Genomic DNA, 19,278 nt, shown 5'->3' with positions numbered 1-19,278 from the left:
GGGAGTAACCCGTGCAAAGGGCCGGTGGCGTGCTTCGCCACCGGCCAGGCGCGGTATGCGGACGGACTTCGTCCGACTACACCCGTTAGGATTGCGTAAGGTGTGCCGGGAAGTCTGGTCGGCGTGCGGTCGTGTACCCGACAGCCGAATCGTTGGGATGGTGCGGTCGCAGCCCTGACCACCCCAGCCGAAAGGTTCCCCGTGATCACGCAGGTGCGCTCGGAACTATCCCGCTTTCTACGGACCGAAACCGTCGGTGGCACCATCCTCCTCATCGCGGCAGCTGTGGCGTTGCTGTGGGTGAACTCGCCATGGGGCGAGAGCTATGTGACGATGACCGAGACGGTGCTCGCCATCCCACCGCTGCACCTGGACCTCACGCTGGCGGACTGGACCAAGGACGGCCTGCTCGCCATCTTCTTCTTCGTTGCCGGGCTGGAACTCAAACGCGAGTTGGTCGTCGGCGAACTCGCCGATCCCAAACGCGCGGCGCTGCCGATCATCGCGGCGATCGGCGGCGTGGTCACCCCGGCGCTGATCGCGCTCGCCATCGGTTTCGGCGCGCCAGGGATGGACCGCGGCTGGGCCATTCCGGTGGCCACCGATATCGCGTTCGCGCTGGCCGTGCTCGCCATGACCGGGTCACGCATTCCGACGAGTGCGCGGGTGTTCCTGCTCAGTCTCGCGGTCGTCGACGATCTGGTGGCGATCATTCTGATCGCGGTCCTGTTCACCACTACGTTGTCGCTGCTGTGGCTGCTGGCCGCCGTGGCCTGCTTCGCGGGGTGGGCACTGGCTCAGCACAAACGGATCGGCACGCCGTTGGTCTATGTTCCGCTGGCGCTGGTGTCCTGGTACGCACTGCACGAGGCGGGCATCCATCCGACCCTGGCCGGTGTAGCGCTCGGCCTGCTCACCAGGGTGCGGCTGGACCCGGATGAGGAAGAGGCGCCCGCCACCCGGTTGGAGCACCTGATCCAGCCGATCTCGGCCGGGCTGTGTGTGCCGCTGTTCGCGCTGTTCGCCTCCGGAGTTCCGTTGGACGGCAAGGTATTCGGCGAACTGTTCAGCGACCGGCTGGCGCTGGCCGTGATTCTCGGATTGCTGCTCGGCAAAACCATCGGAATCTTCGGGATCAGCTGGCTCGCAATCCGGTTCGGCGTGGCGAAGCGTCCGGCCGGACTCGGCTACCGCGACATGTTCGCCCTGTCGGTGCTCGGCGCGATCGGCTTCACCGTTAGCCTTCTGGTGGCAGAACTCGCACTGGCAGACGTCGGCGACGGCTCCGCCGCCGAATTGGCGAAGGCCGCCGTGTTGGTCACATCAATGGCGGCGTCGCTCGCCGGTTCGGCGCTACTGTTGCGGCGTGGGCGTGTCCACCAGGCGCGGCAGGACGCCCGTGCGTTACAACGAGAAGAGTGAGGCCGAAGCAGTGCCGGGACAGGGAGAAGGGTCGACCAAGTGAGTTTCACAAACGGCGGTAACGGGAACGACGCACAGCGCGGTCGTACGGTGACCTCCATTCCCTTGTCCGACGCCAATCCCGCGGGCAGCGCGAGCTTCGGCAGCCTGGTGCGCGACGCCACCGAACAGATGTCGACCCTGGTCCGCGCCGAGGTCGCGCTGGCCAAGGCCGAGGTGACCGGCGAGATCAAGAAGGGCCTGCAGGGCAGCGTCTACTTCATCCTCGCGCTGACCGTCCTGCTGTTCAGCACCTTCTTCTTTTTCTTCTTCCTCGGTGAACTGCTCGACGTGTGGCTGGCCCGCTGGGCCGCGTTCCTGATCGTGTTCGCGCTGATGATCGTCGCGACCGCGCTGCTGGCCTTCCTCGGCTATCTGCGGGTGAAGAAGCTGCGCGCGCCGGAGAAGACGATCGACTCGCTCAAGCAGGCCCGCGCCGTGCTGCCGCACGGGCTCGGGGCAGCCGCTCACGAGGACCACCTCTCGCTGGAAAAACCCGCTTCGTAACCGCTCGCTCGCGCGCGGATACCCCGAACTATTAGGCTGCATCGGCGTGTCGTCGCACCTCATTCCGGATCCGTCCAGCGTCCGTTACGACGGCCCATGGGCGCATCGGGACGTCCATGCCAACGGCATCCGATTCCACGTTGCCGACGCGGCACCGGACCGCACCGACGCACCGCTGGTCGTGCTGTTGCACGGCTTCGCCGACTTCTGGTGGTCCTGGCGGCACCAGCTGACCGGGCTGGCCGAACTCGGCTACCGCGCGGTGGCGGTCGACCTGCGCGGCTACGGCGACAGCGACAAACCGCCGCGCGGCTACGACGGCTGGACCCTGGCGGGCGATATCGCCGGGCTCATCCGCGCGCTCGGCTACACCGACGCGACGCTGGTCGGGCACGCCGACGGCGGCCTGGTGTGCTGGGCTACCGCGGTGCTGCATCCGCGGCTGGTCCGTTCCATCGCGGTGGTGAGTTCACCGCATCCCGCGGCGCTGAAGAGCGCGGTGCTGCGCAACCGCAGGCAGCGCGCGACCTGGCTGCCGGGCTTTCTGCGCTACCAGCTGCCCCGCTACGGCGAGCGGCTGCTGACCACCGCTGACGGATTCGAAGTCGAGCGGATACTGCGCCAGCGAGTGAGCGGGTCCTGGTCCGGCACCACCGAATTCGTCGACACGGCACGGCGCATGCGCTCGGCCATCCAGATCCCGGGTGCCGCGCACTGTGCGCTGGAATACCAGCGCTGGGCCTTCCGCAGCCAGTGGCGCCCGGACGGCCGCCGCTTCATGGCCACCATGCGCGAACCGATCAGCATCCCGGTCCTCGCCATGCGCGGCGACCTGGATCCCTACGTGCTCAGCGGCACTTTCCGCCGGGGCCAGCACCTTTCGCCCAACCGCAGGCTGGCCACCATTCCCGCCGCGGGCCACTTCGCCCACCAGGAGAACCCGGACGTGGTGACCGCCGAGTTGGCGAAACTGCTCAACTGAGGACGCAGGCTCCGGTGCCGACCGGGACGGTGGAGCCGGACGCGGCGTCGAGCTGGGCGCGGACCTCGGACAAGGTGAGGACATAGCCCGTGTCGTCGTCGGTGACGGCCGCACCGAAGACGACGCCGAGCACCTCGCCGTCGGTATCCACCAGTGGGCCACCGGAATTGCCCGCCCGGACCTGACCGCGGACGGTGTAGACCTGGCGTTCCACCGTGCCGTTGCGGTAGATGGTCGGGCCGGTGAGCTCGAGGGTCTCGCGCACGCGGGCCGCGCTCGCCGTGTACGGACCACCACCGGGATAGCCGAGCACGATGGCACTGTCACCCGAACGGGCGGGCGCGGGCGCCTGCGGCACCACCGGTGCGGTGAGCCCGGGCACCGCGAGCACCGCGACGTCCTTGGACGGGTCGAACAGCACCACGTTCGCGTCCAGCGGGCCACGCACGGTGTCCACCTGCACGCTGGTGGTGCCCGCGACCACGTGGGCGTTGGTCATGATCCGCTCGGGGGCGATCACGAAACCCGACCCTTCCAGCGCCCGCTGGCAACTCGGTGCGACGCCGCGGATGCGCAGCACACTCTGCTGCAGCGAGGCGGCGACCGGGCTGGCCAGCACGCTCGCGTCCGGCGGCTCGACGGCCGCGATCGGGGCGCGGCCGAAGGGGCCGATCACGTCCGGCAGGCCGGAGGTGTTGAGCAGCTTGGAGAATTCGTTGGGCAGGCGGCGCAGCCAGTTCGGCGCGACCTCGTTCACGTCGGTGAGCACGCGCGAGCCGTTGATCGCGGTGGCGATGGCCGGCTGCGACGAGGTGGCCAGCGGCAGCGCGAGCAACCACGCGGTGACCAGCACGGCGACCGCCTGCAGCACCGCACCGACCACGCTGTCGACGCTGCGGGTGAACGGATGTCGCATGCCGCTGCGCGCGGCCCGGCCGAGCACCATGCCCGCCACTTCGCCGATGATCACCAGCAGCACGATCAGCAGCACGCCGGTGAGCACCCTGGTACGGCCCGCATCGACATGGACCAGGATGTGCGGCGCGATCAGGATGCCCGCGACGGCGCCGAGCACCACGCCGAGGAACGCGAGCGCGGACGCGACCGCGCCCTGCCGCCAGCCCGATGAGGCGGCCAGCAGCGCGAGCAGGACGACCGCGATGTCGAGCCAAGCCGAGGAGCTCATAACGTCATTCCGACATCGGCCAGCGCGGTTTCCAGGTCGCGAACGTCGTCGCGATCCCAATCCTGTTCCCAGCCCGCGGTGCTGAAGATTCCGGCGAGAATCCCACCGGTCAAGCCCCACACCAACATGCCGTCCACCAGGAAGGCGGGGCTCTGGTAGCCGAGGCTGCCGCGGACCAGGAAGCGGTTCGCCGGATCGAGCAGCGTGGCCAGCGGCACTCGCACCACCCGTTCGGTCTCGCTCTGATCGACCACCCGGACCTCGCTCGGCGTGCGCCAGTAGGCGACCACCGGCGTCACATCGAAACGCGACGGCGGCACGAACAACTTCGGCAGCACCGCGAGGGGTTCCACGCCGGAACGATCCAGCCCGGTTTCCTCGCAAGCCTCACGCAACGCGGTGTCGATCGGGCCGGTGTCACCGGGATCCACCGCACCGCCGGGGAACGCGATCTGACCGCGGTGCTGACGCATGGTGGCGGCCCGCTGGGTGAGCAGCACCTCCGCGTCGGCGGGCAGCCCGCCCGGCGCGTCCGGATCGGCCTCGGGTGAGCCGCCGAACAGCACCAGCACCGCCGCCTGCCGCGGCGTCGACGTGATGGACATGGCGCGGCGCAATGTACGCGCCAGCGAGAGCGTGTCCGAGGTATCCGCCGCGGGCTCGGTCGCTCTGCTCAACCATTTCGGAATGTCTTGGGGCACAGGGATGGTCATGGCGCGACTCCTGGATAACTCATGCGGCCACGCCCAGCTCCCGCGCGACCGTGTCCGCGATGTCGTCCACCCCGCTGAACGCCCGCACCACCACCTGCGCCACCGAACCGTCCGCCCGCAGCAGCACCGAAATCGGCAGCACCGCGGGAGCGCCGACGGCGGTGCGCACCCGCGCGTCCGCGTCGAGCACTCCAGGAAGTTTCACGTCCAATCCAGTCAGCCGTGAAATCGCCTTGGCCTCGTCGGGGTCGCTGTGCACGGTCAGCACGGTAATCGCGTTTCCGGCGCGTTGGGCGAACTGCTGCAAATACGGCAATTCTTGCGCACACGGCCCGCACCAGTAGGCCCAGAGGTTCAGCAGCGCAGGCTTACCCGCGAGCGCGGCGGATAGATCGACGGTCTTGCCATCGGCCAGACAGCCGACGGTGATGCCCGCCAGCGGGCTCGGTCCGACAGTTCCCGGGACGGGAAGCGGGCACGCCGCGAGGTTCGCCGCGGCGCGTTGCTGTTCGGATACCCCGGCACTACGTGCCTGTTCCCCGTTGTCCGCCGCGGTGTCGGTGTCGCGGCCGCGCGGCCACAGGGCAACTGCCAGCGCCACCACAGCGATCAATCCCGCCAGTGCCCATCGCCAGGCGACCGGGAGTTGTCTCACCGGCCCACCAGCTCGAGCAGATGCTCCCTCTCCGGGCCCTTCACCAGCGCGGCGGCGGTGTCCGGGTCGGTGGGCCCGGCGCCGAACGACGGGCAATCCTTGGCGAGCACGCACACGCCGCAGGCCGGTTTGCGGGCATGGCACACCCGGCGTCCATGGAAGATCACCCGGTGCGACAGCATGGTCCAGTCTTTGCGCTCGATGAGCTCGCCGATGGCGTGTTCGACCTTCACCGGATCTTCTTCGGTGGTCCACTGCCAGCGGCGCACCAAGCGGCCGAAATGCGTGTCCACCGTGATGCCCGGCACGCCGAACGCGTTGCCGAGAATGACGTTGGCGGTCTTGCGACCGATCCCGGGCAATTGCACGAGTTCGTCCATGGTGTGAGGCAATTCACCATCATGGCGCTCCAGCAACGCCTGGCCGAGGCCGATCAGCGAGCTGGCCTTGTTCCGATAGAAACCCGTCGAACGGATGTATTCCTCCAGCTCGGCACGGTTGGCCTCGGCATAGGCGCGCGCGTCCGGGTACTTGGCGAACAGGGCGGGCGTGGTGAGATTCACTCGCACGTCGGTGGACTGCGCGGAAAGTATTGTCGCGACCGCCAATTCGAGCGGCGTGGTGAAGTCCAGCTCACAGTGCGCGTCCGGGAAAGCGGCCGCCAGCGCGCGGTTCATCCGGCGCGCTCGGCGGACCAGGCCGAGCTGGGTTTCCGCCTGTCGCACGCGGGATTTCCGTTTCGGAGCGGCGGCCGCCGCGGGTTGCGCGTCGGTCGCCTCGGGGGCAGACGCATGCCCGTTTCCGGCGGCTGTAGAGGGGGTGACACGCACCTGTCCACCATACGGAACCGTCGGGCAACGTTGCCCGGCCAGTTCGGTTGCCGTGTTCCATCTGAGACCTAGACCGTGTTTACTCCTCCGTATGCAAGGACTCGCTGTGGTGCTCTTCCCAGTGCTGTTGATGCTGTTCGCACTGGGTATGGAGCGGGTCGAGAACCGGCTCCGCAAACTTCTCGAACCCGACGAAGAGGTTCAGCAGTACCTGGACAAGGCAAGCAACGCAGAAGTGAAAGAGCTGACGAGGCTCGGCCTGCCCGCGGCCGTGGCCCGGATGCGCAGGCGCCGTGCTCGCGGCGAGGAGCTGGATGTGGCTCGGGCGAGTTAGCGCCCGAGGTAGGGACCGGCGAACACCGCCATCAAACACTGGTACGGTTCTTCGCTGCGCCACGCAATCCACTCGTTACGTGGTGTCTGTCACTACGCTGTCATCATGCCGCGTAGACTGCGCTGTTGGCCGAGTCGCTTTCGGTCCAGTTCGGAGCCATTTCCCATAAGGAGCACATAAGTGGACGAGGCCCTCGCCAGAGCAGGCATCTTCCAGGGCGTCGAGCCCACTGCGGTGGCCGCCCTCGCCAAGCAACTGCAGCCGGTGGATTTTCCGCGCGGCCATGTCATCTTCAACGAGGGTGAGCCGGGAGACCGGCTCTACATCATCACCTCGGGCAAGGTGAAGATCGGCCGCCGATCGCCGGACGGCCGGGAGAACCTGCTGACCATCATGGGCCCGTCGGACATGTTCGGCGAGCTGTCGATCTTCGACCCCGGTCCGCGTACCTCCACCGCGACCACGGTGACCGAGGTCCGCGCCGTCACGATGGACCGCGACGCGCTGAAGTCCTGGATCGATCAGCGGCCCGAGATCGCCGAGCAGCTGCTCCGCGTGCTCGCCCGTCGCCTGCGCCGCACCAACAACAACCTGGCCGACCTGATCTTCACCGACGTCCCCGGCCGGGTCGCCAAGGCGCTGTTGCAGCTCGCACAGCGGTTCGGCACCCAGGAGGCCGGTGCGCTGCGGGTCACCCACGACCTGACCCAGGAGGAGATCGCCCAGCTGGTCGGCGCCTCCCGCGAAACCGTGAACAAGGCGCTCGCCGACTTCGCGCACCGCGGTTGGCTGCGGCTGGAGGGCAAGAGCGTGCTCATCTCCGACTCGGAGCGACTGGCGCGCCGCGCGCGCTGACGCTCGACCGAGCAGACCGAACAACACGCTGGGCTCGGAGCTCCACAGCCCAGCGTGTTGTCGTGTCCGGGACTAACCCTCGGCGCGCAGGTATTCCAACTGCGCCTGCACCGAGCTGCGCGCGGCGAGCCACAGTCGCTTGTCGACATCGGCGTAGACCCGCCGGACCACCGCCATCGCACCCGCGTCCGGCCCGAGCACCCGCAACGCTTCGCGCACTTGGTCGAGGCGCTCCTGCCGGTGCGCGATGTAATAGCGGGCAACCGGTTCCAGATCGGGGTGATCCGGGCCGTGCGCGGGCAACAGCGCCTTACCCGACCCGATCTCCACCAGTCGGTCCAACGACGCCAGATAATCGGCCAGCGTCCCGTCGGTCGAATCGAGCACGGTGGTTCCGCTGCCCAGGATCGTGTCACCGGTCAGCACCGCGTCATCGAGCACGAAACTCATCGAATCACCGGTGTGGCCGGGGGTGGCCAAGACGGTGATCCGCAGGCCAGCGGCCTCGATCACCTCACCGTCGACCAGCGGCGCGTTCGAACCGCGCAAGAACTCGGATTCCTTGGCACGCACCGGGGTTCCGGTCAGCTTCACCAAGTGATCGATGCCGCCGGTGTGATCGTGATGGCGGTGCGTGATCAGCGTGAGCGCGATATCGCCCCCGGTGACCTCGGCGATCTTCGCGCCGTGCGCCTTGTCCTTCGGACCGGGATCGATCACCACATAATCGGAACGCCCCGGCGCGCGCAGGATCCAGGTATTGGTTCCCTCCAGCGTCATCTGGCCCGGATTGTCCGCCAACAGCACCGCTGCCGTCGGCGTGACCTGCCGTAACTGCCCGTACGCGGGATGAGTCAGCGTCATCGATGTACCCCAGTCGATCGAATCCCAGTCCGGGACCTTGTGTTCTAACGCACCTCGGCGATGATCTCGACCTCGACCGGGGTGTTCTTCGGCAATTCCGACACGCCCACCGCGGAACGCGCGTGCACGCCCGCGTCGCCGAAGACCTCGGCAAGGAACTCCGACGCGCCGTTGATCACGATCGGCTGATCGTTGAATCCCGGGGCGGACGCCACGAAACCGACCACCTTCACGATGCGCACCACCGCGTCCAGCCCGACCAACGCGTGCACGGCCGCCAACGCGTTGAGCGCGCACAGCCGCGCGGCTTCTTTCGCCTGTTCGGTGCTGACTTCGGCGCCGACCTTGCCGACCGCCGACAACTCACCGTCCACAAACGGCAACTGGCCGGAGGTGTAGACCAGCGAACCGGTCTGGATCGCCGGAATGTAGGCCGCAACGGGCGCCGCGACCGGCGGCAGGGTCACGCCGAGCCGGGCAAGATTGCTCTCCCACTGGGTCACTGCGGTCATCGGGTACTCCTCTACTTCGGACGCTTCAGGTACGCGACATGCTGCTCGCCGGTCGGCCCGGGCAACACGGTCACCAGCTCCCACCCATCGGCGCCCCACTGATCGAGAATCTGCTTGGTCGCGTGCGTCAACAACGGCACGGTGGCGTACTCCCACAAGCTCGCTTCACTCATGTGGCAGAGCGTAGCTGGGTTTATTTGCCGCGTGGCCGCGGCGTGTTCGCGGCCCCGGGAAGTCTCGCGTCCGAGCGGCCGAGACTTGCGACTTCGTCGCGTGCGCTTCGGCCACTCGGACGCGAGACGGGCCGCGAACGGCGCTCGTAAGACTCGCGCTGTGGTGGGTAGGTGAGGGGGTGAGTGGAGCCTGCGGGGGTGTGCTTCGGACGGGAAGCGCGCGAAGGTCGGTCTTGGTTCGCTCGAAACCTGGGGTTGGGCCGAGGGGTGCGGGGGATTCGGGGGCGGCACGCGGCTGATCCGGTGATCTTTGCTCGGCGTGGGATGATCGGCTGTCTGGTACAGACACGCGCCCTGGACCAGGGGGTTGGCATATCCCTCGGGCACGATCTCAGAACGGGTTATAGGCTCGCGAGCGTGGGAGTACCAACAGCAGTGCCGCTTTCGGCGGAGCCGGGACTGGAAACAGGGTGGCCGAAGCGCGCGGAGAAGGCTCGCCTGCACTATGTGTCCGGGAAGGGCGGCACCGGCAAGTCCACGGTGGCGGCGGCGCTCGCGCTGGCGTTGGCCGCGGGTGGGCGCCGGGTGTTGCTGGTAGAGGTGGAGAGCAGACAGTCCATTGCCCAGCTGTTCGATCTGCCGCCGCTGCCGCCGACGGAGACCAGGATCGCGACGGCCGACGGTGGCGGCGAGGTGGTGGCGCTCGCGCTCGACATCGAGCACGCGTTCCTCGAATACCTGGACATGTTCTACAACCTCGGCTTCGCGGGCCGGGCGATGCGCCGGATGGGTGCCATCGAGTTCGTCACCACGATCGCGCCCGGTCTGCGTGATGTCATCCTGACCGGCAAGATCAAGGAGACCGCGGTCCGCGTCGACAAGACCGGCAAACGGGTCTACGACGAGATCGTGGTGGACGCGCCGCCGACCGGCCGGATCGCCAGCTTCCTCGACGTCACCCAGGCCATGCTGGAGGTGGCCAAGGGCGGGCCGATCGCCTCGCAGGCCGAGGGCGTCTCGAAGCTGCTGCATTCGGACCAGACGATGATCCACCTGGTCACCCTGCTCGAAGCACTACCGGTGCAGGAGACCGCCGACGCCATCGCGGAATTGAAGGCGGCGGATCTGCGCATCGGCACGGTGATCGTGAACCGCGCCGCCGAAGGCCAGCTGCCCGCCGAACTGCGCGCCAAGGCCGCGCAGGGCGATGTCGATACCGATGCCGTCCGTGCCGGTCTCGAGTCGGCGGGGATCACCCTGGCGGACAACGACTTCCAGGGCTTGATCACCGAAACCATCGAGCACGCGGCCACTTTGCAGGCGCAGGACGACAGCGCGGCCGAGCTCGCCAAGATCGACGTCTCCCGCCTGTACCTGCCCGCCCTGCCGGAGGGCATGGACCTCGGTGGCCTGTACGAACTAGCCGAACACCTCAGTAAGCAAGGGGTCCGATGACTACACCGAATGTGGCCGTGCCACTGAATGTTTCGGACATCATCGAGGATCGGACGGCCCGGGTGGTGGTCTGCTGCGGTTCCGGCGGGGTCGGCAAGACGACCACCGCGGCCGCGATCGCGTTGCGCGCGGCCGAGAAGGGGCGCAAAGTCGTCGTGCTCACCATCGACCCGGCGCGGCGGCTGGCCCAGTCACTCGGTGTCGCCGATCTGGGCAACTCACCGCAGCGGGTGCCGCTCGGCCCGGAGGCCAAGGGCGAACTGCACGCGATGATGCTGAACATGCGGCGCACCTTCGACGACATGGTGCTCGAGCACACCAGCCCGGACAAGGCCGAGCAGATCTTCGCCAACCCCTTCTATCAAACCGTCGCCTCCTCGTTCGGCGGAACGCAGGAGTACATGGCGATGGAGAAGCTCGGTCAGCTGGCCGCGCGCAAGGAGTGGGACCTGATCGTGGTCGACACTCCCCCGTCGCGCAATGCACTGGACTTCCTGGACGCGCCGAAGCGGCTCGGAAACTTCTTGAACGGCAGGATGATCCGGGTCATCATGGCGCCGGGCCGCGGGGTCACCCGGCTGGTCACCGGCGCGATGAGCCTGGCGGTGCGCGGGGTGTCCACCATCGTCGGCGGCCAGATGCTCAAGGACGCGTCGAACTTTCTGCAGTCGCTGGACTCGCTGTTCGGCGGCTTCCAGGATCGGGCCGACCGCACCTACGCGATGCTGTCCAAGCCGGGCACCCACTTCCTGGTGGTCGCGGCCGCGGAGCCGGACGCGTTGCGCGAGGCGTCGTTCTTCGTCGACCGGCTCTCCACCGAGCGGATGCCACTGGCGGGTCTGGTGCTCAACCGGACGCATCCGGCGCTGAGCTCGCTGTCGGCCGATCACGCGTTGACCGTGGCGCAGCAGTTGGCGGACGCCGATCCGCTCACCTCGGCCGTGTTGCGCATCCACGCGCGGCGGGTCGCCACCGACAAGCGCGAACAGCATCTGCTGCACCGGTTTACCGGCGCGCACCCGCGGGTACCGATCGTGGCGGTGACCGCGCTGCCGTTCGAGGTGTCGGATCTGGAGGCGCTGCGCGCCGTCGGTGATCAACTCACCGGCACCCGAGCATCTGCTTGATACATAGACGCATCGGCTATAGGTCCAGACGGAAGTAATTGTCCCCAAACGGGACTGAGCCCGCTTTCGCAGGCTCAGTTCCGAATGTGTACGGGGGCTACATTGCCACCTGATGCTGGCGTTGGGCCTGGAAGAAGTCGGCCCAGGAGGTTACCTCCGGGTGCTGCTTGAGCAGCGCGCGACGCTGCCGCTCGGTCATACCGCCCCACACGCCGAACTCCACGCGATTGTCGAGGGCGTCGGCACCACACTGCATCAACACCGGGCAGTGCCTGCAGATCGTCGCGGCTTTGCGCTGCGCAGCGCCGCGGACGAACAACTGATCGGGATCCACTTCCTTGCATCGGGCCTGGGCTACCCAGGCGATCCTTGCTTCGGCCTGCTCCACGTCCAATCGAGCGATGGGGGTTGTCATGTGCATTTGGTGTGCCCCTTTGCAGTCCGAACACCGGGTCAACGGCGCTCCAGAATCGCGTGTCAGCGTCGCAGCAACCCAAACCCCGCTGCGAACTGCACCACATTCCACTTTGAGTGTTAGCTCTATCACACTGGGTTCTCAATCTAGGTAAAGGTATGGGCCTAGCGCAAGACCGTCCGGTGATTTTTTGGTACGTCCGTCCCTGCAAAATGGCGGGAGCGGCGGCGGGTCCGGCACATTCGCGGCGCGCCGTCCCGCGACACGCCAGACTCGCCCTCGCGACACGCCCAAACGCACATCCGAATCGCCTTCGGGTAAACGCACGGAAGAGCGCGCGGACCCCACCCCGTAGGCTGGGGATCGTGCCGATCACACATACGCTCGCGAGGCTGGCCGGCAGTTGCGCGCTGGCCGCCGTGCTCGTCGCCGGGTTGATGTTCCCGCTCGCAGGCGGCTTCGGATTCATCTCGAACCGTGCCGCCGACGCCGTCGACAACGTGTCCTCGGAACTGGTGGAGGGCACCGTGCCCGCCGTCTCGACGATGGTCGACGCGAGTGGAACACCGATCGCCTGGCTCTACGAGCAGCGCCGCTTCGAAGTTCCCAGCGACAAGATCTCCAACGACATGAAGCTGGCGATCGTCTCCATCGAGGACCGGCGTTTCGCCGAGCACGAGGGCGTGGACTGGCAGGGCACGTTGCGCGCGTTCCTCACCAACACCACCAGCGGCGAAGTCCAGCAGGGCGCCTCGACGCTCGACCAGCAGTACGTGAAGAACTTCCAGCTGCTCGTCGTGGCCAAGACCGATGCCGAGCGCAGGGCCGCCATCGAGACCACCCCCGCGCGCAAGATCCGCGAGATCCGGATGGCACTCACCCTGGACCGGGAGCTGACCAAGGACGAGATCCTCACCAGGTACCTGAACCTGGTCCCGTTCGGTAACTCCTCCTACGGCATCCAGGACGCGGCGCAGACCTACTTCGGCATCGACGCCGCCGAGTTGAACGTGTCGCAGGCCGCGATGCTGGCCGGCATGGTGCAGAGCTCGTCGAAGCTGAACCCGTACACCAATGCCGAGGGCGTGCTGGCTCGGCGCAACACGGTGCTGGACACGATGATCCAGAACATCCCCAGCCGCGCCGACGAATTCCGTGAGGCCAAGACCAAGCCGCTGGGCGTGCTGCCGGAGCCGAAGGGCCTGCCGCGCGGCTGCATCGCCGCCAACGATCGCGGCTTCTTCTGCGACTACGCCATTCAGTACCTGGCCAACGCGGGCATCAGCAGGGAGCAGATCGACAAGGGCGGCTACCTGATCAAGACGAACCTCGACCCTGCCGTGCAGGATTCGGTGAAGCGCTCGGTGACCGAGGCGGCCAACCCGAATCTCGACAACATCGCCCAGGTGATGTCCGTCGTGGCACCGGGCCAGGATTCGCATCCGCTGCTCGCGATGGCCAGCAGCCGCACCTACGGCCTCAACCGCGACGCGAACGAGACTGTGCAGCCGCAGCCGTATTCGATGGTCGGCGACGGCGCGGGCTCGATCTTCAAGATCTTCACCGCCGCCGCGGCCATGGAGAAGGGTCTCGGCATCAACGCCCAGCTCGACGTGCCGAGCCGGTTCGAGGCCAGGGGCATGGGTAACGGTGGCGCCCGCGGCTGCCCGCCCGCCACCTACTGCGTCGAGAACGCGGGCAAGTACAAGTCACCGATGTCGGTGACCGAGGCGCTGGCCACCTCGCCGAACACCGCGTTCGTCAAGCTGATCCAGGCCGTCGGGGTGACGCCGACGGTCGACATGGCGGTCCGGCTCGGCATGCGCTCCTACACCGAGCCGGGCAGCTCGGGGCACGGCAACCAGAGCCTCGCCGACATGATCAAGGAACAGAACCTCGGTTCGTTCACCCTGGGACCGGTCGCGATCAATCCGCTGGAGCTGTCGAACGTCGCCGCGACGCTCGCCTCCGGCGGCAAGTGGTGCCCGCCGAACCCGATCAAGGAGGTCATCGACCGCCAGGGCAAGCAGGTGCCGCTCACCCAGCAGGCCTGCGAGCAGGTAGTCGAGCCGGGCCTGGCCAATACGCTGGCCAACGCGATGAGCAAGGACGACATCAGCGGCACCGCGGCGGGCGCGGCCCAGTCGACCGGCTGGAACGCTCCGCTGTCCGGCAAGACCGGAACCACCGAGAGCCACCGCTCGTCGGCCTTCGTCGGTTTCACCAACTCGCTGGCCGCCGCCACCTACGTCTACGGCGACAGCCCGACACCCGGCGAGATCTGCTCGTTCCCGCTGCGCAACTGTGGCGACGGAAACCTGTTCGGCGGTAACGAACCCGCGCGGACCTGGTTCAACTCCATCAAACCCGTGCTCAACCGCTTCCCGCCGCCCGCGCTGCCGCCGCTGGACGACAAGTACGTGCGTGGGTCGAACAACGCGCAGGTGCCCGACGTGGTCGGGATGACGCAGGGCGCGGCGACGGCGGCACTGGTCGGCGCCGGCTTCCAGGTGACACCGGTGACCGGCCCGGGCGCTCAGCCGAAGGGCACCGTAATGGGGACCGCACCCAATGGGTCGGCGATCCCCGGCTCGGTGATCACGCTCTACATCAGTGACGGCACGCAACGCGCCGCCCCACCGCCCGGGCCGCCGCCGGCACTGCCGGGGATCCCCGGGTTGCCACCGCCACCGCTGTTGCCGCCCATCCCGATCCCGATCCCCATCCCACGCTGATGAAAAAGGGGCCGCGAACCATTGGTTCGCGGCCCCTTTTCCGTAGCTCGGCTGGTACGCCGTCAGAGCCTGGCCTTGACCGCTGCCGAGATCCGCGAGCCGTCGGCCTTGCCCGCCGCCAGCTCGGTGGCGATCTTCATGACCTGGCCCATCTGGCGCATACCGGGACGCTCTCCGTTTTCCTCCGCGACCTGCGCGATGGCGGTGTCGGCGAGGTCGGCGACCTCGGCCTCACTCAGCTGGGTCGGCAGGTACTCGTCGATGATCCGCGCCTCGGCGTGCTCGTTGGCGGCCAGCTCACCGCGACCGTTCTGGGTGTAGATCTCGGCCGACTCGCTGCGCTTCTTCGCCTCTTTCTGCAGCACGGCGATCACCTCGGCATCGGAGAGTTCACGCGCCTCGGAGCCCGCGGTCTCGGCCGTCTGGATGGCGGCGAGCAGCATCCGCAACGTGGCAAGGCGCAGCGTGTCCTTGGCTTTCATCGCGGCGGTCATGTCCGTCCGCAGTTGCGCTTTGAGTTCCGACATGAGGCTCACGGTAGCCGGTCCTTCGCAACCCGCCCACCACATTTGCGTCGCCACGGCGAATCGCCGCGCTGTTTTGCGGGGCGGTCAGCGGCGGGTGCGCAAGCGTTTGTGCGTAAACACACTCGGCGTTCCGCAACGGGGTCACCTATGCTGGGCAAATGCCCGTAATCTCGACCTCTGCTGTCCGCACGACCGCGTTGGGAGCCGCCGGGGCGGCGGTGGCCGGAATCGGCTACGCCTCGCTGGTCGAACGCAACGCCTTCGTTCTGCGGGAGTCCACCATGCCGGTCCTCGCGCCGGGGTCGTCATCGCTGCGGGTGCTACACATCAGCGATCTGCACATGACGCCCGGCCAGCAGCGAAAGCAGCAGTGGCTGCGCGAACTGGACCGGCTGGAGCCGGATCTGGTCATCAACACCGGCGACAACCTCTCGCATCAGAAGTCGGTACCCGCGGTAGTCCAGGCCCTCGGCGGATTGCTTTCCCGCCCGGGGCTTTTCGTTTTCGGGAGCAACGACTACTTCGCGCCGGTGCCGAAGAACCCGATGAAGTACTTCAAGAAGGATCACCGCCGCGTCTACGGCGCCCCGCTGCCGTGGAAAGACCTGCGCGCGGCCTTCACCGAACGCGGCTGGCTGGATCTGACGCACATCCGCCGCGACCTCGAGGTGACCGGCATCCGGATCGCCACCGCCGGCGTCGACGACCCGCACCTGCACCGCGACCGCTACGACACCGTGGCGGGCGCCCCGAACCCGCTGGCGGACTTGCGCATCGGCCTGACCCACTCGCCCGAGCCGCGGGTGCTGGACCGCTTCGCCGAGGACGGCTACGACCTGGTCATGGCCGGACACACGCACGGTGGACAGCTGTGCCTGCCCGGATACGGCGCGCTCGTCACCAATTGCGGCATCGACCGGTCCCGGGTGAAGGGCTCGTCCAAGTGGGGCGAGCACACCCGGCTGCACGTCTCCGCGGGCGTCGGCACGTCGCCGTGGGCGCCGTACCGCTTCTGCTGCCGTCCGGAGGCCACGCTGTTGACGCTGGTCGCCGCGCCCCCGAAGCGGCCATCGGCCGACACGGGCCAGGGCGTGTCCACATCGGAGGCCGTCGCCCGCTAAGGTCGCGTGCCGAGACGTGTGTCAGGCAGGGGACAACTGTGAGTGGATTCGACGACCGGCGCGACGACCCGACGGTTCTGGGCCGGCCCGGTGCGGCGCACCCATACCAGCAACAGTCATCCGGCGCGGCTCGATTCGGCCCCGCCGGGTCCGATGACGAGACCGCCGAGCAGCCGGTCCCCGCCCGGCCGTGGAAGCGGGATTCCGGCTTTCATGAGCAAGTCACGTGGCCGCCGGTGGCACAGCCGAACCAGCCAGCACCGGCGCCGCCCGCCCCCAATTACCAATGGCAGCCGAGTCCGAGCGCACCGGCGCAACCCGACCCGACGGTGCAGTGGCAGCCGAACGGACCCACGCCCACCCCGCAGTGGCAGGCCCCGGCGGCCGGGCGGGCAGATCCAACGCTGTTGGCACAGCCCCTATCCGGCGCACCGGCCCAGCCCGCGCCGCCCGCGCAATGGCAGCCACCCTCGGCAGCACCGGGGCAGGCGGACCCAACTCTGTTGGCACAGCCGCACTCCGGCGAGCCGGCCGGGCTCTGGCAGCCGAGTCTCGGAACGCCCGAACCGAGCCGGCCCGGGCCGGGCGAGGCGGCGCCGACTCTGCTCGGCTATCCCAATGCCACCCGACTAGGTCAGCCCGATCCCACGCTGCAATGGCAACCCGCGCCGGCCCAGTACGGCGAGGTGCCGCCGATCGAGCAGTACCGGGCGCCCGGTCAGGCCGCACCGCAGTACGGACAGCCGGTAGCCGGTGCGTACGCGCCACAGAGCGGCTTCGGCGGGCCGCCGCACCAAGTGCCGCCGATCCACGGTGCGAGCGGTCCACCGCCCAGTGGGCGCGGCAAAACCGTGCTGCTGATCGGTCTGGTGGTGCTGCTGGTGGCGGCGGGCGCGGTGACAGCGGTGACGCTCGCGCAGCGCGGGTCGGACAACGCCGACGCGCAAGGCAGTTCCCCTTCCATGGTGAGCGCACTGACCACCAGTGCGGACGCGGAACCGACACCGTCGAAAACCACGTCGGCGCAACCGACCCCGAGCGGCCCGGGCCGCAACGAAACTCCCGTCATCCCCGGCTACCAGGTGGTGGTCGCCCCCGACCGCGGTGCCGCCTACGACGTGCCCCCCGGTTGGACCATCGCACCGGAGACCGCCATCGGCGGCTTCGGTGAACCACCGAACGCGGTCGCGGGCAAGGGCTATGCCAGCCACGGCAAGGGCTACTGCCCCGGCTCGACCCGTACCGTCTCCTTCCTCACCGGCTCGAAGGATCCCGATACGGCAGCCGCCGCAACCGAACTCGGCACCAGAACGGCCAAGCTCGCCTACACGGCGTCGTCCGACGGCCACCCGGCCCCGCCCGTCCCGCTCGAATCCTTGGACGGATCGCAGCGCGGCATGTTCGTCGAAACCAAGGGCACCGTGACCAAAGCCAAGCCCGGCTGCGCCACCGAGTACTCGGTCTACACCGTCGCGTTCCCGACCGAGAACGGCAGCTTCGTCATGGTGATCGCGGCCGACACCGGCGTCCCCGAGGCCATCGACACCGAAACCGCCAAGCGCATCTTCACCAGCATCCGTCCGCACGACAACTGACCGACCCACCCGGGTTACCCCCTCTGAACTGGGGGTTTAACGTCTAGACCGTCCCTGTTGTAAGCTACTCCAGGTTCGATTCACGGGGTGTGGCGCAGCTTGGTAGCGCGCTTCGTTCGGGACGAAGAGGTCGCAGGTTCAAATCCTGTCACCCCGACTCGTGGTTGAGACGAACGCTCCGCCCCCGGCCTGCCAAGGCCGGGGGCGGAGTTGTTTTCGGCAGTCGGCGATCTGTCTACTCCTCTTCACGAACTATCGAACTCGGATCGGCGAGCAAGTTCTCCCGGCCGTCGATCTACTCGAAGTGGTTGCGCCGATATCGCTGGGGACCGGCAGAATAAAGCCATGACCAAGACCGGCCCGCTGACCGGAAAGACGGCGCTGATCACCGGCGCCGACACCGGAATCGGCAAGTCCATCGCCAAAGCCCTTGCCGGACAAGGGGCTCAGGTGGTGATCCAGCATCCACACAGCCCGGAATCGGCCGCCGATGTGGTGAAGGAGATCACCGGGGCCGGTGGTTCGGCATCGGCACTCGCGGCCGACCTCGGTGATCGTGCCGAATACGAGGAGCTGGTGCAGGTCCTACTCGACGAGTTCGGGCACTGGGACGTGCTGGTCAACACCGCGGCGGCGATCGGCACACCACTGCCGGACATCACCGGAGAAGAGTTCGATTCCGGCTTCGCGGCCCAGGCCAAAGCCGTCTTCCACGGCATGCAGCTCGCCTGGCACCACCTGGCCGACGGCGGCCGCATCATCACCGTCGCGGGCGGTTGCGCGCCGTCGCCGGGCAACGCCGTCGCCGCCGCCACAGCGGGTGCCATCGCGGAATTCACCCGCGCGCTCGCCGCGGACTTCGCAGCTCGGCGCATCGCCGTCAACGCCGTCAGCCCCGGCACAGCCGAGCCGAACGGCCGAGGTCAAGACAACAGCGGGCAGGGGCCGAGCTACGAAACGGGCACGAGCGGGCACGATCAACTCGACGAAGCGACCGAGATCATCGATGTGGTGGCGTTCCTGGCGAGCGACGAAGCCGAGGAACGCACCGCCCGGCACATCCGGTTCCGAGCTCCTACCGGCTGAAAAGATCTCGCTACCGACGCAAACTGGTCGCAAATCCGAAGCAACGGCGTAAACGGGGTCTATTCGGGGTAGAACGGACACCGGGAGGACCCGATTTCCGCCGGGCAATGCGGCTCGGCTCCGCTTAAACTACCTCGATCCGGAC

20 protein-coding genes and 1 tRNA gene are annotated in these 19,278 nt (G+C 67.9%); 12 read left to right on the top strand and 9 right to left on the bottom strand.

The genetic code is table 11. The features are described 5' to 3' along the window. The first annotated feature begins 204 nt into the window (after positions 1 to 204). Genes nhaA through ACFK0J_RS02985 form a run of 3 tightly spaced genes read left to right on the top strand, consistent with a single transcriptional unit; the run spans position 205 to position 2,950 of the window. On the top strand, positions 205 to 1,422 hold the full coding sequence (gene nhaA, locus ACFK0J_RS02995; protein WP_378742578.1) for a Na+/H+ antiporter NhaA: 1,218 nt from the start codon (positions 205 to 207) through the stop codon (positions 1,420 to 1,422). Between the two features lie 39 nt (positions 1,423 to 1,461). Then, positions 1,462 to 1,968, top strand: coding sequence for a phage holin family protein (locus ACFK0J_RS02990; protein WP_378736337.1), 507 nt, complete (start codon positions 1,462 to 1,464; stop codon positions 1,966 to 1,968). Between the two features lie 46 nt (positions 1,969 to 2,014). Then, complete coding sequence (locus tag ACFK0J_RS02985; RefSeq protein ID WP_378736335.1) at positions 2,015 to 2,950, top strand: alpha/beta fold hydrolase; 936 nt, start codon at positions 2,015 to 2,017, stop codon at positions 2,948 to 2,950. Here ACFK0J_RS02985 and ACFK0J_RS02980 read toward each other — a convergent pair. The 4 genes from ACFK0J_RS02980 to nth are packed head-to-tail and all read right to left on the bottom strand — an operon-like array spanning position 2,943 to position 6,229. Next, positions 2,943 to 4,136 carry a MarP family serine protease gene (locus tag ACFK0J_RS02980; protein ID WP_378736333.1) on the bottom strand — a complete coding sequence of 398 codons (1,194 nt, stop codon included), beginning with the start codon at positions 4,134 to 4,136 and terminating at the stop codon, positions 2,943 to 2,945. The genes ACFK0J_RS02985 and ACFK0J_RS02980 overlap by 8 nt on opposite strands. Then, entirely contained in the window at positions 4,133 to 4,849 is a 717-nt protein-coding gene (locus tag ACFK0J_RS02975) for an NUDIX hydrolase (RefSeq protein WP_378736331.1), read from the bottom strand. Before ACFK0J_RS02975 ends, ACFK0J_RS02980 begins: the two co-directional genes overlap by 4 nt. 19 nt (positions 4,850 to 4,868) lie before the next feature. Continuing rightward, positions 4,869 to 5,504, bottom strand: coding sequence for a TlpA family protein disulfide reductase (locus ACFK0J_RS02970; RefSeq protein ID WP_378736329.1), 636 nt, complete (start codon positions 5,502 to 5,504; stop codon positions 4,869 to 4,871). Continuing rightward, entirely contained in the window at positions 5,501 to 6,229 is a 729-nt protein-coding gene (nth, locus tag ACFK0J_RS02965; protein WP_378742576.1) for an endonuclease III, read from the bottom strand. The genes ACFK0J_RS02970 and nth overlap by 4 nt, the downstream gene beginning before the upstream one ends. Positions 6,230 to 6,425: 196 nt before the next feature. On the opposite strand from nth, the gene ACFK0J_RS02960 reads away from it, so the two are divergent. Together ACFK0J_RS02960 and ACFK0J_RS02955 are read left to right on the top strand one after the other, a co-directional pair. Continuing rightward, on the top strand, positions 6,426 to 6,668 hold the full coding sequence (locus ACFK0J_RS02960) for a hypothetical protein (protein WP_246634313.1): 243 nt from the start codon (positions 6,426 to 6,428) through the stop codon (positions 6,666 to 6,668). Between the two features lie 180 nt (positions 6,669 to 6,848). Next, complete coding sequence (locus ACFK0J_RS02955) at positions 6,849 to 7,523, top strand: Crp/Fnr family transcriptional regulator (protein ID WP_011206875.1); 675 nt, start codon at positions 6,849 to 6,851, stop codon at positions 7,521 to 7,523. A 72-nt stretch (positions 7,524 to 7,595) separates the two neighbouring features. Here ACFK0J_RS02955 and ACFK0J_RS02950 read toward each other — a convergent pair whose 3' ends face one another. The 3 genes from ACFK0J_RS02950 to ACFK0J_RS02940 are packed head-to-tail and all read right to left on the bottom strand — an operon-like array spanning position 7,596 to position 9,072. Then, positions 7,596 to 8,387, bottom strand: a complete 792-nt coding sequence (locus tag ACFK0J_RS02950) for an MBL fold metallo-hydrolase (RefSeq protein WP_378736327.1) — start codon at positions 8,385 to 8,387, stop codon at positions 7,596 to 7,598. 44 nt (positions 8,388 to 8,431) lie between these two features. After that, complete coding sequence (locus ACFK0J_RS02945; RefSeq protein WP_378736325.1) at positions 8,432 to 8,899, bottom strand: RidA family protein; 468 nt, start codon at positions 8,897 to 8,899, stop codon at positions 8,432 to 8,434. Between the two features lie 11 nt (positions 8,900 to 8,910). Continuing rightward, the gene (locus tag ACFK0J_RS02940; RefSeq protein WP_014981181.1) at positions 8,911 to 9,072 is read right to left on the bottom strand and encodes a DUF4177 domain-containing protein; all 162 of its coding nucleotides are present in this window, start codon (positions 9,070 to 9,072) and stop codon (positions 8,911 to 8,913) included. A 435-nt stretch (positions 9,073 to 9,507) separates the two neighbouring features. On the opposite strand from ACFK0J_RS02940, the gene ACFK0J_RS02935 reads away from it, so the two are divergent. Further along, positions 9,508 to 10,527, top strand: a complete 1,020-nt coding sequence (locus ACFK0J_RS02935; protein ID WP_378742574.1) for an ArsA-related P-loop ATPase — start codon at positions 9,508 to 9,510, stop codon at positions 10,525 to 10,527. Beyond that, positions 10,524 to 11,654, top strand: a complete 1,131-nt coding sequence (locus ACFK0J_RS02930; RefSeq protein ID WP_378736323.1) for an ArsA family ATPase — start codon at positions 10,524 to 10,526, stop codon at positions 11,652 to 11,654. Before ACFK0J_RS02935 ends, ACFK0J_RS02930 begins: the two co-directional genes overlap by 4 nt. A 97-nt stretch (positions 11,655 to 11,751) precedes the next feature. Here the strand turns inward: ACFK0J_RS02930 and ACFK0J_RS02925 are convergent, their stop codons facing one another. Beyond that, positions 11,752 to 12,075, bottom strand: coding sequence for a WhiB family transcriptional regulator (locus ACFK0J_RS02925; protein ID WP_014981178.1), 324 nt, complete (start codon positions 12,073 to 12,075; stop codon positions 11,752 to 11,754). Positions 12,076 to 12,506: 431 nt separating this feature from the next. On the opposite strand from ACFK0J_RS02925, the gene ACFK0J_RS02920 reads away from it, so the two are divergent. Beyond that, positions 12,507 to 14,804 carry a penicillin-binding protein gene (locus tag ACFK0J_RS02920; RefSeq protein ID WP_378742572.1) on the top strand — a complete coding sequence of 766 codons (2,298 nt, stop codon included), beginning with the start codon at positions 12,507 to 12,509 and terminating at the stop codon, positions 14,802 to 14,804. Between the two features lie 62 nt (positions 14,805 to 14,866). Here the strand turns inward: ACFK0J_RS02920 and ACFK0J_RS02915 are convergent, their stop codons facing one another. Beyond that, the gene (locus tag ACFK0J_RS02915; protein ID WP_378736321.1) at positions 14,867 to 15,331 is read right to left on the bottom strand and encodes a GatB/YqeY domain-containing protein; all 465 of its coding nucleotides are present in this window, start codon (positions 15,329 to 15,331) and stop codon (positions 14,867 to 14,869) included. A gap of 158 nt (positions 15,332 to 15,489) precedes the next feature. Here ACFK0J_RS02915 and ACFK0J_RS02910 point away from each other — a divergent pair, with 158 nt between their 5' ends. The 4 genes from ACFK0J_RS02910 to ACFK0J_RS02895 all read left to right on the top strand — a co-directional run bounded on the left by ACFK0J_RS02910 (position 15,490) and on the right by ACFK0J_RS02895 (position 19,133). Next, a complete protein-coding gene (locus ACFK0J_RS02910; protein WP_378736319.1) occupies positions 15,490 to 16,452 on the top strand; it encodes a metallophosphoesterase in 963 nt (320 codons plus the stop codon). Positions 16,453 to 16,490: 38 nt separating this feature from the next. Next, positions 16,491 to 18,047, top strand: coding sequence for a hypothetical protein (locus ACFK0J_RS02905; protein WP_378736318.1), 1,557 nt, complete (start codon positions 16,491 to 16,493; stop codon positions 18,045 to 18,047). 83 nt (positions 18,048 to 18,130) lie between these two features. Further along, positions 18,131 to 18,204, top strand: a tRNA-Pro gene (locus ACFK0J_RS02900). Positions 18,205 to 18,392: 188 nt separating this feature from the next. Then, the gene (locus ACFK0J_RS02895) at positions 18,393 to 19,133 is read left to right on the top strand and encodes an SDR family NAD(P)-dependent oxidoreductase (RefSeq protein ID WP_378736316.1); all 741 of its coding nucleotides are present in this window, start codon (positions 18,393 to 18,395) and stop codon (positions 19,131 to 19,133) included. Positions 19,134 to 19,278 lie beyond the last annotated feature (145 nt).

Source organism: Nocardia brasiliensis (genome assembly GCF_042691675.1).
GTDB classification, from domain to species: Bacteria; Actinomycetota; Actinomycetes; order Mycobacteriales; family Mycobacteriaceae; genus Nocardia; species Nocardia brasiliensis_D.
The sequence above is the reverse complement of the archived record's forward strand: the minus strand, read 5'-3'. Positions and strand labels throughout refer to the sequence as shown.